Source organism: Streptomyces sp. CLV115 (assembly GCF_038448545.1).
Taxonomy (GTDB): domain Bacteria; phylum Actinomycetota; class Actinomycetes; order Streptomycetales; family Streptomycetaceae; genus Streptomyces; species Streptomyces sanglieri.
Genome location: NZ_JBCEWQ010000016.1, coordinates 84,562 through 96,994 on the forward strand (window position 1 = coordinate 84,562; position 12,433 = coordinate 96,994).

The 12,433-nt window shown below is 72.4% G+C and carries 13 protein-coding genes; 6 read left to right on the forward strand and 7 right to left on the reverse strand.

The window, feature by feature from the left end; genetic code table 11:
* Nucleotides 1–272: 272 nt before the first annotated feature.
* The gene (locus AADR41_RS09205) at nt 273–872 is read left to right on the forward strand and encodes a hypothetical protein (RefSeq protein WP_342280817.1); all 600 of its coding nucleotides are present in this window, start codon (nt 273–275) and stop codon (nt 870–872) included.
* 204 nt (nt 873–1,076) lie between these two features.
* On the opposite strand, the gene soxR is transcribed toward AADR41_RS09205, so the two are convergent.
* The gene (soxR, locus tag AADR41_RS09210; protein ID WP_342280818.1) at nt 1,077–1,535 is read right to left on the reverse strand and encodes a redox-sensitive transcriptional activator SoxR; all 459 of its coding nucleotides are present in this window, start codon (nt 1,533–1,535) and stop codon (nt 1,077–1,079) included.
* A gap of 132 nt (nt 1,536–1,667) precedes the next feature.
* Between soxR and AADR41_RS09215 the strand changes: the two genes are divergently transcribed.
* On the forward strand, nt 1,668–2,129 hold the full coding sequence (locus AADR41_RS09215) for a MaoC family dehydratase (RefSeq protein ID WP_259929617.1): 462 nt from the start codon (nt 1,668–1,670) through the stop codon (nt 2,127–2,129).
* A gap of 100 nt (nt 2,130–2,229) precedes the next feature.
* On the opposite strand, the gene AADR41_RS09220 is transcribed toward AADR41_RS09215, so the two are convergent.
* The 3 genes from AADR41_RS09220 to AADR41_RS09230 all read right to left on the reverse strand — a co-directional run bounded on the left by AADR41_RS09220 (nt 2,230) and on the right by AADR41_RS09230 (nt 4,468).
* Nucleotides 2,230–2,853: a TetR/AcrR family transcriptional regulator gene (locus tag AADR41_RS09220; RefSeq protein WP_342280819.1), complete on the reverse strand. Its 624-nt coding sequence runs from the start codon at nt 2,851–2,853 to the stop codon at nt 2,230–2,232.
* 81 nt (nt 2,854–2,934) lie between these two features.
* Entirely contained in the window at nt 2,935–3,225 is a 291-nt protein-coding gene (locus AADR41_RS09225) for a YiaA/YiaB family inner membrane protein (RefSeq protein ID WP_326764734.1), read from the reverse strand.
* A 91-nt stretch (nt 3,226–3,316) separates the two neighbouring features.
* A complete protein-coding gene (locus AADR41_RS09230) occupies nt 3,317–4,468 on the reverse strand; it encodes an acyl-CoA dehydrogenase family protein (RefSeq protein ID WP_342280820.1) in 1,152 nt (383 codons plus the stop codon).
* Between the two features lie 65 nt (nt 4,469–4,533).
* Here AADR41_RS09230 and AADR41_RS09235 point away from each other — a divergent pair, with 65 nt between their 5' ends.
* The 4 genes from AADR41_RS09235 (at nt 4,534) to ppk2 (ending at nt 8,011) form a co-directional block, all read left to right on the forward strand.
* Entirely contained in the window at nt 4,534–5,208 is a 675-nt protein-coding gene (locus AADR41_RS09235; RefSeq protein ID WP_342280821.1) for a TetR/AcrR family transcriptional regulator, read from the forward strand.
* A gap of 15 nt (nt 5,209–5,223) precedes the next feature.
* Nucleotides 5,224–5,946 carry an ArsR/SmtB family transcription factor gene (locus AADR41_RS09240; protein WP_342280822.1) on the forward strand — a complete coding sequence of 241 codons (723 nt, stop codon included), beginning with the start codon at nt 5,224–5,226 and terminating at the stop codon, nt 5,944–5,946.
* Between the two features lie 33 nt (nt 5,947–5,979).
* Nucleotides 5,980–6,957: a DMT family transporter gene (locus tag AADR41_RS09245; protein WP_342280823.1), complete on the forward strand. Its 978-nt coding sequence runs from the start codon at nt 5,980–5,982 to the stop codon at nt 6,955–6,957.
* A gap of 160 nt (nt 6,958–7,117) precedes the next feature.
* Nucleotides 7,118–8,011, forward strand: coding sequence for a polyphosphate kinase 2 (gene ppk2, locus AADR41_RS09250; protein WP_446751002.1), 894 nt, complete (start codon nt 7,118–7,120; stop codon nt 8,009–8,011).
* Between the two features lie 27 nt (nt 8,012–8,038).
* On the opposite strand, the gene AADR41_RS09255 is transcribed toward ppk2, so the two are convergent.
* From AADR41_RS09255 to AADR41_RS09265, 3 genes are all read right to left on the reverse strand, one after another.
* Nucleotides 8,039–9,121 carry a Zn-dependent alcohol dehydrogenase gene (locus tag AADR41_RS09255; RefSeq protein ID WP_342280825.1) on the reverse strand — a complete coding sequence of 361 codons (1,083 nt, stop codon included), beginning with the start codon at nt 9,119–9,121 and terminating at the stop codon, nt 8,039–8,041.
* Nucleotides 9,122–9,224: 103 nt separating this feature from the next.
* Entirely contained in the window at nt 9,225–10,613 is a 1,389-nt protein-coding gene (locus AADR41_RS09260; RefSeq protein WP_342280826.1) for an aldehyde dehydrogenase family protein, read from the reverse strand.
* An 83-nt stretch (nt 10,614–10,696) separates the two neighbouring features.
* The coding region (locus AADR41_RS09265) for an ABC transporter ATP-binding protein (RefSeq protein ID WP_342280827.1) at nt 10,697–12,433 on the reverse strand (1,737 nt) is incomplete at its 5' end.

The window sequence follows — 12,433 nt, forward strand, 5'->3', positions numbered from 1 at the left end:
GCGCGCTCCTCCGAGAGGCCTGTGCGCCGGAGGTTACTGGCGGTATGACCCATCGGTAAGGTGAACAACCGTCACTTTTTCTGAATCGTCACATGCCACTCGGTCCGCGGCGTCCCGGCGCCGGCAGCCTCACTTTTCGGACGATGTAGTCCCCGGAGGGATCCTATTCGGGGAGCCGTACGTCCATTTCTCAGGGCCTTTCGTTTACGTCCGGCCCGACCCGGACGAAAGGCCCTGGACGCCGAAGTACGAGCGACGGAGGTGACGGTGCGGTGGCGGGATTCCGGAGTCTTGCGAGACAGGTCCGCGATCCACGGAGCGACCTGGCACTGCGGCGGTATTCGCTGCGCAAGTGCCTGGAGAGGTTCGCCCCTTACGGACATCGGGCGACCTGGGACCATCTGTGCGTGCGGCACGGCATCGGGCCCGAGGACCGGTCCCCCGACCCGGCGCGGCTGATGCGCGCGCTGGACGAACTGGAGGCGGCGCGGGCGGTCTGGCTCGGTTACGAGGCCGGGTTCGCCGAGCGCCGCAGGCGGGAGAAGCGCGACGGGCTGCGCCGGCCCGGCGCGTTCGACGACTGGCACCGGCGCACCTGGGGCGGCAACGGGGTCGCCCGCTGCGAGGACCCGGCGGTGCATCCTTCCCGGCCGCTCGCCGAGGTACTGCGCCGGCTGATCGCGGCGCTGGAATCGGCCCCCGGCGCGGCCTGCCCGGTGTGCGCGGGCACCGGCCTGCGCTGGCTCCACGAGCCGTGGTCGGGCCCGGTCTGCACGGACTGCGGGATCGTGGTGCCGCAGCCGGTACTCACCCCGGCGGCACTGTCCAAGGCCCGCAGCGCGGGACGACGGGATCTGGCCTCAGCGGCGTGACCCGCGCCGGGACGAGCCGACGGGCCCACGGGGGACCGGTCGGCACACACCGGCCCATGGACGCCCGGCCCCCGGACGCCCGACTCGCGGACGCCCGGCCGACAGACACCCGACCTGCGGGCACTCGGCCCACGGACGCCCGGCCGACGGACACCCGGCCTGCGGGCGCCCGGCCCATGGGCGTTCGGCCTGCGGGCGTTCGGTCTACGGGTGCTCCGGCATCAGGCGCGAGCCGCTGATCTGCCGGCCGGAAATGTCGTCCGGATTGGACAGCACGCAGTTCTCCAGCGACAGGCAGCCGCAGCCGATGCAGTCGGTGAGGTGGTCCCGCAGCCGTCCCAGCCGCGCGATGCGGTCGTCGAGTTCGGAGCGCCAGGCCACGGAGAGCCGCGCCCAGTCGTCGCGGTTCGGGGTGCGCTCCTCGGGGAGTTCGGCGAGGGCGTCCCGGATGGTGGCGAGCGGGATGCCGACCCGCTGAGCCGCGCGGATGAACGCCACCCTGCGCAGCGCGTCCCTGGTGTAGCGACGCTGGTTGCCGCTGGTGCGGCGGCTGCTGATCAGGCCCTTGGCCTCGTAGAAGTGCAGGGCCGAAACAGCGGCGCCGCTGCGCGCGGAGAGCTGTCCGACCGTGAGTTCATGGAGCGTCTGTGGGATCTGGGGCACCCCTCCAACCCTACTGGCCCGCCCCGGGCCGGGTCCGTCGTTGACAGGAACGCACCCGCCAACCATGCTGAGCAAGCGCTTGGACAGCGCGACGAGGCACGGCCCGGAGCTGGAAAGGCAGGGACCAGGGACATGGCAGAGCCGAGGATCTTCACGTCCGCGCAGGAGCTGCGCGACGGAGTGGGTGAGCAGCTGGGACACAGCGACTGGCTGGAGATCGAGCAGAAGCGGATCGACCTCTTCGCCGAGGCCACCGGCGACCACCAGTGGATCCACGTGGACCCGGAGCGGGCCGCCGCCGGACCGTTCGGCCGGACGATCGCGCACGGCTATCTCACGCTCTCGCTGCTGCCGACGCTCGTACCGCAGATCATGCGGGTCGAGGGCATGAAGATGGGCATCAACTACGGGACGAACAAGGTCCGTTTCCCGTCCACCGTGCCGGTGGGCTCGCGGCTGCGCGCGTCGGCCGTCCTGAAGAGCGTCGAGGAGGCCGGCGGCGGGGTGCAGGTCACCGCCGTCGTCACGGTCGAGCGCGAGGGCGGCGACAAGCCGGTGTGCGTGGCCGAGTCGGTGTCGCGCTACTACTTCTGACCCGTCCGGCTCCGGCGCGTCCGGTTCGGCACATCCGGTTCGGCCCGTCCGGTCCGGGCGGGCGTCCGGCCCGGCGGCGGTCCGCCGCCGGGCCGTCGCACTACCGCTTGGCCGCGACCATGCGCAGCACGAGGTCGGCGTAGAGCTCGCCGACCTCGTCCGGCGTCCGGCTGCCCTGCTCGTTGAACCAGCGCGCCACGTCGGTGCAGAGCGAGAGCACGGCGAGCGTGGTGCCCGGCACGTCGGGGACGTCGAACTCCCCCGCCTGCACGCCCTCGCCGATGATCCGGCGCACCACCGCGTCGCTCCTGCGCCGCAGTTCGACGATCTCGGTGCGGTGCTCCACGCCGAGGGCGTCGAGTTCGTACTGGACCACGCGGGCGGTGGTGTGCTGCTCGGCGTGCCAGCGGACGAAGGACCGCACCGCCTCGGCCAGCCGCTCGGCCGCGGTGCCCCCGCCGTCGGCGGCCGCCTCCAGGACGAACAGGGCGCGGTCGTGGCCGATCCGGCTGATCCGGTGGAGCAGTTCTTCCTTCGTCTTGTAGTGGATGTAGAGCGCGGCGGGACTCATCCCGGCCCGGCCCGCGATGTCGCGGGTGGTGGTGGCGTGGTACCCGCGCTCGGCGAAGGCGTCGACGGCGGCGACGAGCAGCCGCCTGGCCGCCTCGGGCGTCACCTCGGCCCACGGCGCGCTGTCGCCGTCGGTCTCCTCCGCCGTGCTCATCGTCACTCGCCCCTCTCATCAGCAGGACGAACACCATACCCCGAACCTGAGCAAGCGCTTAGGGTCCGTCCGGCGGGATCGTCAGAGCTTCTGGAAGGGGTCGTGCTCGGCGAGGATCTTCTCCAGCCGGGCCTGGTCGACCCGGCTGACGATCTGCCCCGCCTCCTGCCGGTCACGGATGACCTTGGCCAGGGTGAAGCAGGAGGTGACGAGGTAGAGGACGCCGATCGCGAGGAATCCGCGGACCCAGGCGTCGGCGTCCAGGAAGTAGATGCCGAGACTCACCGCACCGATCGCCACCCCGAAGGAGGCGACGGCCTGACCGTAGAAGGCCGCGGTGCTCTGCTGCTTGACCGATGTTGTCTCACTCATGGAGCCCAGCATCGGCCGACGTGGCGTGCGCCACATCCGTTCCCGTACTCAGCCGGGTACTCAGACGCCCGTTCGAGCCGCGGCGCGGGGTTCAGAAGGCGGAGACCCCCGTGAGCGCGCGGCCGATGATCAGCTTCTGGATCTGGCTGGTGCCCTCGTACAGGGTCATCACCCGGGCGTCGCGCAGCAGCTTGCCGACCGGGTACTCGTCGATGTAGCCGTAGCCGCCGAAGACCTGGAGCGCGTTGCCGGCGGCGCGGACGGCGGCCTCGGAAGCGAAGAGCTTCGCCTTGGAGGCGGCGGTGGCGAAGTCCTCGCCGCGGTCGACGAGGTCCGCCACCCGCCAGGTCAGCAGCCGGGCGGCGTCCACGTCCACGGCGATGTCGCTGATGAGCTCCTGGACGAGCTGGTGGCTCGCGATGGACTTGCCGAACTGTTCGCGCTCAGCCGCGTAGCCCACGGCGGCGTCCAGGGCGGCCTGGGCGATGCCGACGCAGCCGGCCGCGACCGACATGCGCCCCTTGGCCAGGGCGGACATGGCGATGGAGAAGCCCTTGCCCTCCGGCCCCAGGAGCGCCGAGGCGGGCACCCGGACGTCCTCCAGGACCACCTCGGCGGTGGCCTGGCCGCGCAGGCCGAGCTTGCCGTGGATGGTGCGGCGACCGAGCCCGGCGGTGTCGGTGGGGACCAGGAAGGCGGATATGCCCTTGTGGCCGGGGGTGTCGTTGGTGCGGGCGAAGAGCAGCACGACGTCGGCCCAGGTGCCGTTGGTGATGAACATCTTGCTGCCGTTGATGACGTAGTCGTCACCGTCCCGGACGGCCCTCGTCGTCAGGTTCCCGGCGTCCGAGCCGGTGCCGGGCTCGGTGAGGCCGAAGCAGCCGATCGCCTCGCCCGCGGTGAGCCTCGGCAGCCAGTGCCGCTTCTGCTCCTCGTCGCCCCAGGCGGCGATGGTCTTGGTGACCAGGCCGAGGGAGACGGAGACGATGCCGCGGACCGAGGAGTCGCCGCGGCCGAGCTCCTCGGTGACCAGGCAGTAGGCGAGGTGGTCGCCGCCGGAACCGCCGTACTCCTCGGGAACGGTCAGCCCGAGGAAGCCCACCGAGCCCAGCTTCCCCACGATCGACCTGTCGACGTTCTCGGCCCGGTCCCACGCCACGACATGCGGGGCGATCTCACGGGCGACGAAGTCCTTGGCGAGCTGCCGGACCGCTTCCTGCTCCTCGCTGAGCTCCAGGTTCATCCTTCGACTCCCACACTTTAATTAGCACTGCTAGTTTTTCGCTTGCAGGCCCTACTATGTGCCGCATGGCCCGACCGCGCAAGCCCCTCCTCAGCAGAGACCGCATCGTCGTGACGGCGAGCGCGCTCGTGGACTCCGAGGGGCTCGACGCCGTCTCCACCCGTCGGCTCGCGGCCGAACTCGGGGTCAGCGGACCCTCGCTCTACAACCACTTCCGCAACAAGGACGAGATCCTGGACGCCGTCGCGGACGCCGTGTCCGCGCAGGTCGATCTGTCGATGTTCGACGAGTCGGACACCCGCGACTGGCGCGCCGCCCTGCACGACTGGGCCGTCTCCTATCGTGCGGCGCTCACCGAGCACCCGCACATCGTTCCGGTGCTGGCCCAGGGCCCGGGGCGCCGGCCGGCCGGCCTCCGGGTCGCCGACGCGGTGTTCGGCGCGATGGTCAGGGCCGGCTGGCCGCCCGCCCAGGCCACGTACATCGGGGCGCTGATGCGCTACTTCGTCACCGGTTCGGCACTGGGCTCCTTCGCCCGCGGCTTCGTCGACGACGAGACGGCGTACGACCCCGCCGACTACCCCCATCTCGGCCAGGCCCATCTGCTGGCCGAGCGCCGCCAGAAGGTCGACGAGGGGGCCTTCGAGACCGGGCTGCGGGCCCTGGTCGACGGCCTCTCGGTGCAGTACGAGCTGCTGGCACCGGCCGGGACGGTTCGGCCGGCGCCGAAGCGTTCCTGACGCATCCTGGTTCACATGGCACGCACGGCACACCCCGACCCGGCCGCACCACGGCTCGCCGCCCTGGCCGCGCTCCTCGCCGACGAGACCCGCGCCGCCTTCTGCCTGGCCCTGCTCGACGGCCGCGCCTGGACCGCGGGCGAGCTGGCCCGGCACGCCTCCGTGGCGCCGTCGACCGCCAGCGAACACCTCGGCAAGCTCGTCGCGGGCGGTCTGCTGGCCGAGGAGCGGCAGGGCCGCCACCGCTATCTGCGGCTGGCCGACGAACGCACCGCGCAGCTGGTCGAGGACCTGGCGGCCCACGTCGTCCCCGGCGCACCGACCGAGCGGCCGCGCACCCTGGGCGCGGTGAGCGCGGGCAGCGCGCTGGCCCGCGGCCGCACCTGCTACGACCACCTCGCGGGGCGGATCGGCATCGCGATCGCCGATGCCATGACCGCACGGGGGCTGCTGGCACAGGACACCGGCTTCGCGCTCACCGGCGAGGGCCTGCGCTGGTTCGACGAGCTGGGCATCGCCCTGGAGACGGGCTCCCGGCGTCCCCTGGTACGGAGCTGCCTGGACTGGACGGAACGCCGGCCGCATCTGGCCGGTGCGGCGGGCGCCGCGCTGTGCCGCCATGCGCTGGACACCGGGTGGTGCGTACGGATCGGGTCCGGCCGGGCGGTGAAGGCCACCCCGGCCGGCGAGCGGGCGCTGTACGAGCGCCTCGGCATCGAGCCGACGACAATTCGGTAGGGGCCGAACGGTCGCGGCCCTACTGTCGGGGCCATGACCACACAACCGGCCCCCTCCCCCGCCGCCCGCCGTGACTGGCGGGCCACCGCCGCGGCGTGCACCGCCGTGCTGCTCTGGGCCTCCGCCTTCGTCTCCATCCGCAGCGCCGGCGAGGCCTACTCGCCCGGCGCGCTCGCCCTCGGCCGGCTGCTCGCCGGCTCGCTGGCGCTCGGCGTGCTCCTGGTGGTGCGGCGCGAGGGGCTGCCTGCGCGGGCCGCCTGGCCGGGGATCGTCCGGTCCGGGCTGCTCTGGTTCGGGCTGTACATGGTGGTGCTCAACTGGGGCGAGCAACAGGTCGACGCGGGGACGGCCGCGATGGTGGTGAACATCGGGCCGCTGCTGATCGCGCTGCTCGGTGCCCGGATGCTGGGCGAGGGACTGCCCCGCAGGCTGCTGGCGGGCATGGCCGTGTCGTTCGCGGGCGCCGCGGTGGTGGGGCTCTCGATGTCGGGGGACGGCGGTGCGTCGGTGCTCGGCGTGGCGCTTTGCCTGCTGGCCGCCGTGGCGTACGCGACCGGGGTGGTAAGCCAGAAGCCCGCGCTGCGGCACGGCTCCGCGCTGCAGATCACCGCCTTCGGCTGCCTGGTCGGTACCGTCGCCTGTCTGCCGTTCTCCGGTGCGCTGATCTCCGACGCCGCCGACGCACCGCTGTCCGCCACCCTGAACATGGTCTATCTGGGCCTCTTCCCGACCGCTCTGGCCTTCACCACCTGGGCCTACGCGCTCGCCCGGACCACGGCGGGACGGATGGGCGCCACCACGTACGCGGTGCCGGCGCTGGTGGTGCTGATGTCCTGGCTGGTGCTGGACGAGGTGCCCGCGCCGCTCACCGTCGGCGGCGGACTGCTCTGCCTGGCCGGGGTGGCGGTCTCCCGGACTGGTCCGCAGACTGGCCTGACGCGAAAGGATCCGGCACCGCCGGTGGAGGGACGCCGACATGACGCGGAACACCGGGAAGCCGGCCGGCACTGAGCGGACGGAGCAGCGGGACGCGAAGGGGCAGGACGCCGAAAAGCAGCGGGGCACGAAGAGGCAGGGCGCCCGAAAGCAGCGGACCGGGGACCGGGAAGCCGTGCCGGGCGCGCTCACCGAGGCGGCCCGGCACGGCGGCCCCGGGCTCGCCGGCTTCCGGGTGTCCGACAGCGGCGACGACGATCCGGTCCTGGTGACGCCCGAGGGCCGGGCGCGGGACGCCTGGCGGGAGGACTACCCGTACGGCCGAAAGCTCGGCCGGAAGGCGTACGAGAAGTCCAAGCGCGCCCTGCAGATCGAACTGCTCAAGCTCCAGCACTGGGTGAAGGAGCGCGACGAACGCCTCGTCATCCTCTTCGAGGGGCGGGACGCGGCCGGCAAGGGCGGCACGATCAAGCGGTTCACCGAGCATCTCAACCCCCGCGGCGCGCGAGTGGTGGCGCTGGAGAAGCCCACCGAACGCGAACGCACCCAGTGGTACTTCCAGCGGTACACGGCACATCTGCCGTCCGCCGGGGAGATCGTGCTCTTCGACCGGTCCTGGTACAACCGGGCGGGCGTGGAGCGGGTGATGGGGTTCTGCTCCACCCGCGAGTACCTCGAATTCATGCACCAGGCACCGGGATTCGAGCGGATGCTCGCCCGGGACGGCATCCATCTGGTGAAGTTCTGGTTCTCCGTCTCCCGCAACGAGCAGCGCAACCGGTTCATGATCCGTCAGATCGATCCGGTGCGGCAGTGGAAGCTCAGCCCGGTCGACCTCGCCTCGCTGGACAAGTGGGACGCGTACACGGAGGCCAAGGAGCTGATGCTGTTCCACACGGACACGGCGGACGCGCCCTGGACCGTGGTGAAGAGCAATGACAAGAAGCGGGCCCGGCTGGAGGCGATCCGGCACGTGCTGCACCGCTTCGACTACCCGGACAAGGACGCGGCGGTGGCCCACGAGCCGGACCCGCTGATCGTGGGTCCGGCCTCCCGGCTCTTCGAGCAGGGCGAGATGGACGCCCGGCTGCTCACCACGGAGAGGTCGGTCGCCGGGCCCACGGGCTGAGCCCGGCGAGGAATCACGGGCGGGCCGTCAGAACACCACCAGGGCCCGTCCGCCCTTGCCGGCGATCATGTTGTCGAACGCCGCCGGGATGCCGTCCAGGGTGATGCGTTCCGTCACCAGGGCACCCAGGTCGAGCCGGCCCTCCCGGATGTGGCCCGCCAGGACCGGCAGGTCGCGCGCCGGGTCGGAATTGCCGTAGACGCAGCCGGAGAGGGTGCGCCCCCAGTGGAAGAGTTCCAGGGCGTTGAAGGTGACCTGCTGGTCCTTGCCGCCGATGCCGACGACCGTGGTCCGGCCGCCGCGGCGGGTGGACTCCCAGGCGGTACGGATGGTGGTGGCGCGTCCCACGCACTCGATGGCGGCGTCCACCCCCTGCTTGCCGGTGAGGGCCCTGATCTCACGCGCGGTGTGCTCCGAGGCGACCACGTAGTCGGTGGCGCCGGCCCGGCGGGCCAGCTCCTCCTTCTGCGGGGAGACGTCGACCGCGACGATGCGCGAGGCACCGGCGATGCGGGCGGCCTGGAGCGCGGCCAGCCCCACTCCCCCGGCGCCGAACACCGCGACCGTCTCGCCCTCCCGCAGCTTCGCCGAGTGGTGCACGGCGCCGTACCCGGTGAGGACGGCGCAGCCCAGGAGGGCCGCGTCGGTGAGCGGGATGCCGTCCGGAACGGGCAGTACGCAGTCGGCGGCGACCACCGTCTCCTCGGCGAACGCGGCGACGTTGAGACCGGGGTGCAGTTCGCTGCCGTCGTCCGCGCGCCGGGCGTGCACCGCGCCCGCGCCGTTCAGGGCGTTCGCGCAGAGCCAGACCTCACCCAGCGCGCAGGCATGACAACTCCCGCAGGAGGGCGCCCAGTTGAGGACGACTCCGTCGCCGGGTGCCACATGACCGACGCCCTCGCCGACCGCGAGGACGGTGCCGGCGCCCTCATGGCCGAGGACGGCGGGGACGGGCACCCGCATGGTGCCGTCGCAGAGCGAGAGGTCGGAGTGGCAGACGCCGGCGGCGGCGAGGGCGACCCGCACCCGGCCGGGGCCGGGCTCCGGGAGTTCGATGCCGGTGATCTCCAGGGGAGCTCCGACGGCGGGCAGTACGGCGGCGCGGACCACGAACAGGCTCCTGACAGTGGGCGACGGAGGAACGGGCGGTGCGGAGAAGCGGGGCTGTGCGGGGGAACGGGGCGGTGTGGAGGAACGGGGCGGTGCGGAACGGTCAGAACTGGAGGGACTTGGTCTGGAGGTACTCCGCGAGCCCGTGGGAGCCGAGCTCGCGGCCGACGCCGGACTGCTTGTAGCCGCCGAACGGGGCCAGCGGATTGAACCGGCCGCCGTTGATGTCGACCTGCCCGGTGTCCATCCGCCGGGCGAACGCCACCGCCTCGGCCTCGTCGCCCGCCCAGACCGCGCCCGCGAGGCCGTACACGGTGCCGTTGGCGATGCGCAGGGCGTCGTCCTCGTCCTCGTAGCGGATGAGCGAGAGGACCGGGCCGAAGATCTCCTCCTGCGCGACGGTCATCTCCGGGGTGACATCGGCGAACACGGTCGGGCTGACGAAGTAGCCCTGTTCGCGCGGGGCTTCGGGGCCGCCCGCGACGAGACGGGCGCCCTCCGCCACCCCCTTCTCGATGTAGCCGCGCACCCGTGCGTGCTGCTTGGCGTTGACGAGGGGGCCGATGCGGTCGCCGTACTTGGCGGCGGCCTCCGCGGCGAGCGCGACCGCCTCGTCGTACTGCGAGGTGTGCACCAGCATCCGGGTCCAGGCGCTGCACGTCTGGCCGGAGTTGCCCATGACGTTCGCGACGCCGACGGCGACCGCCCTGGCCAGGTCCGCGCTCGGCAGGATGACGTTGGCGGACTTGCCGCCCAGTTCGAGGGCGACGCGCTTGACCGCCGCGCCGGCCGCGGCGCCGATCCTCCTGCCGACCGCGGTGGAGCCGGTGAACGAGACCAGATCGACGCCTTCGTGCTCCGCGAGGGCCTGCCCGGCAACCGGGCCGAGGCCGGTGACCAGGTTGAACACGCCTGCGGGGACGCCCGCCTCGTGGACGGCCTCGGCGAAGAGCTGGGCGGTCAGCGGGGTGTCCTCGGCGGGCTTGAGGACGATCGTGCAGCCCGCAGCGAGCGCCGGGGCGACCTTGGCGACGATCTGGTGCAGCGGGTAGTTCCACGGGGTGATCGCACCGACCACGCCCACCGGCTCGGCGTACACGGTGGAGTTGCCGACCTTCTCCTCGAAGGAGTACGAGGCGGCGAGCCCGGCGTACGAACCGGCCACCAGGATCGGCACACCCGCGTGCACCGCCTGCGAGAACGGCAGCGGCGCGCCGAGCTCGGCGGTGACGGTCCCGGCGATCTCGTCCTTGCGGGCGACGAGCACATCACGCAGGGCGGCGATCCGCGCGGCCCGTTCGGCGGGGGCGGTGGCCGCCCAGGCGGGGAGCGCGGCGCGGGCGGCCCGTACCGCGGCGTCGACGTCCTCGGCCCCGCCGGCCGGGACCTCGGCGATGACCTGTTCGTCCGCCGGGTTCACCACCGCGATGGTGTCCCGTCCCGCGGCGGGCCGCCAGGCTCCGTCGATGTACATGCCGTCGTGGGCCTTCATCGCTGTTCCTCCCGGACACGGTTGCGGACGGGGCGTCCGCTCCCAAACTAGCGCTGTTAGTTTTGGCGCGCCAGAGACGCCCGTCACGCCGAGGGCTGCGCGTCGAGCTGCCCGTGCTCCGTACCGGGGTTCTCGAACTGGGTGCGGTACAGCTCCTCGTACCGGCCGCCCGCCGCGAGGAGTTCCTCGTGCGTGCCCCGCTCCACGATGCGCCCGCTCTCCACGACCAGGATGAGGTCGGCCGCCCGTACGGTGGAGAGCCGGTGGGCGATCACGACGGCGGTGCGGCCGGCGAGCGCCTCGGTGAGCGCCTCCTGGACGGCCGCCTCGGAGGTGTTGTCGAGGTGGGCGGTGGCCTCGTCGAGGATGACGACGCGCTGCCGGGCCAGCAGCAGGCGGGCGATGGTCAGGCGCTGGCGTTCGCCGCCGGAGAGCCGGTAGCCGCGTTCACCGACGACGGTGTCGAGCCCGTCGGGCAGCGAGGCGACGAGTCCGTCCAGGCGGGAGCGGCGCAGCGCGTCCCAGAGGTCCTCCTCGGCGGCGCCGGGGCGGGCGAGCAGCAGGTTGGCGCGTACCGACTCGTGGAAGAGGTGGCCGTCCTGGGTGACCATGCCGAGGGTGTCGCGCAGGGTGTCGGAGGTCAGGTCGCGTACGTCGACGCCGCCGATGCGCACCGAACCCTCGTCGGTGTCGTACAGCCGGGGCAGCAGTTGGGCGATGGTCGACTTGCCGGCGCCGGAGGAGCCGACGAGGGCGACGGTCTGGCCGGGTTCGGCGCGGAAGGAGACGCCGCGCAGCACCTCGTCGCCGCCCCGGGTGTCGAGGCTCGCGACGTCCTCCAGGGAGGCGAGCGAGACCTTTTCCGCGGAGGGGTAGCCGAACCGCACCTGGTCGAACTCGACGGACACCGGGCCGTCCGGGACCGCCCGTGCGTCCGGCTTCTGGTCGATGAGGGGCTTGAGGTCGAGTACCTCGAAGACCCGCTCGAAGCTGACGAGCGCGCTCATCACCTCGACGCGCGCCCCGGCGAGCGCGGTGAGCGGTGCGTACAGCCGGGTCAGCAGGAGGGCCAGGGCCACCACCGCGCCGGCGTCGAGCTGCCCGCGCAGCGCGTAGAAGCCGCCGAGCCCGTAGACCAGGGCGAGGGCGAGGGCGGACACGAGGGTGAGGGCGGTGATGAACGCGGACTGGGCCATCGCCGTGCGTACGCCGATGTCGCGCACCCGGCCGGCCCGGACGGCGAATTCGGCGGACTCGTCGGCGGGGCGGCCGAAGAGCTTGATCAGGGTGGCGCCGGGTGCGGAGAAGCGCTCGGTCATCCGGGTTCCCATCGCGGCGTTGTGGGCCGCGGCCTCCCGCTGGAGTCTCGCCATCCGGGATCCCATCCGGCGGGCCGGCAGGACGAACACCGGCAGCAGCACCAGTGCGAGCACGGTGATCTGCCAGGAGATGGAGAGCATCACGCCGAGCGTGAGCAGCAGGGTCACGACATTGCTGACGACGCCGGACAGCGTGTTGCTGAAGGCCCGCTGGGCGCCGATGACGTCGTTGTTGAGGCGGCTGACGAGCGCGCCGGTGCGGGTCCGGGTGAAGAACGCGACCGGCATGCGCTGCACATGGTCGAAGACGGTGGTGCGCAGGTCCAGGATCAGGCCCTCGCCGAGATTGGCCGAGAGCCAGCGGCTGAACAGGCCGAGTGCGGCCTCCGCGACGGCGATCACGGCGATCAGGAGGGACAGCCGGGTGACGGTGCCCGACTCCTTGCCGGTCACGATCGCGTTGACGACGCGGCCGGCGAGGACGGGGGTGGGGGGGGGGGG

Excerpts from the sequence above, each read along its gene's own strand:
- AADR41_RS09260 (WP_342280826.1), bottom strand. The coding sequence starts at position 10,613 with ATGAAGGCCCACGACGGCATGTACATCGACGGAGCCTGGCGGCCCGCC.
- AADR41_RS09215 (WP_259929617.1), top strand. The coding sequence starts at position 1,668 with ATGGCAGAGCCGAGGATCTTCACGTCCGCGCAGGAGCTGCGCGACGGA.
- AADR41_RS09240 (WP_342280822.1), top strand. The coding sequence starts at position 5,224 with ATGGCACGCACGGCACACCCCGACCCGGCCGCACCACGGCTCGCCGCC.
- AADR41_RS09245 (WP_342280823.1), top strand. The coding sequence starts at position 5,980 with ATGACCACACAACCGGCCCCCTCCCCCGCCGCCCGCCGTGACTGGCGG.
- AADR41_RS09230 (WP_342280820.1), bottom strand. The coding sequence starts at position 4,468 with ATGAACCTGGAGCTCAGCGAGGAGCAGGAAGCGGTCCGGCAGCTCGCC.
- AADR41_RS09235 (WP_342280821.1), top strand. The coding sequence starts at position 4,534 with ATGGCCCGACCGCGCAAGCCCCTCCTCAGCAGAGACCGCATCGTCGTG.
- AADR41_RS09220 (WP_342280819.1), bottom strand. The coding sequence starts at position 2,853 with ATGAGCACGGCGGAGGAGACCGACGGCGACAGCGCGCCGTGGGCCGAG.
- AADR41_RS09225 (WP_326764734.1), bottom strand. The coding sequence starts at position 3,225 with ATGAGTGAGACAACATCGGTCAAGCAGCAGAGCACCGCGGCCTTCTAC.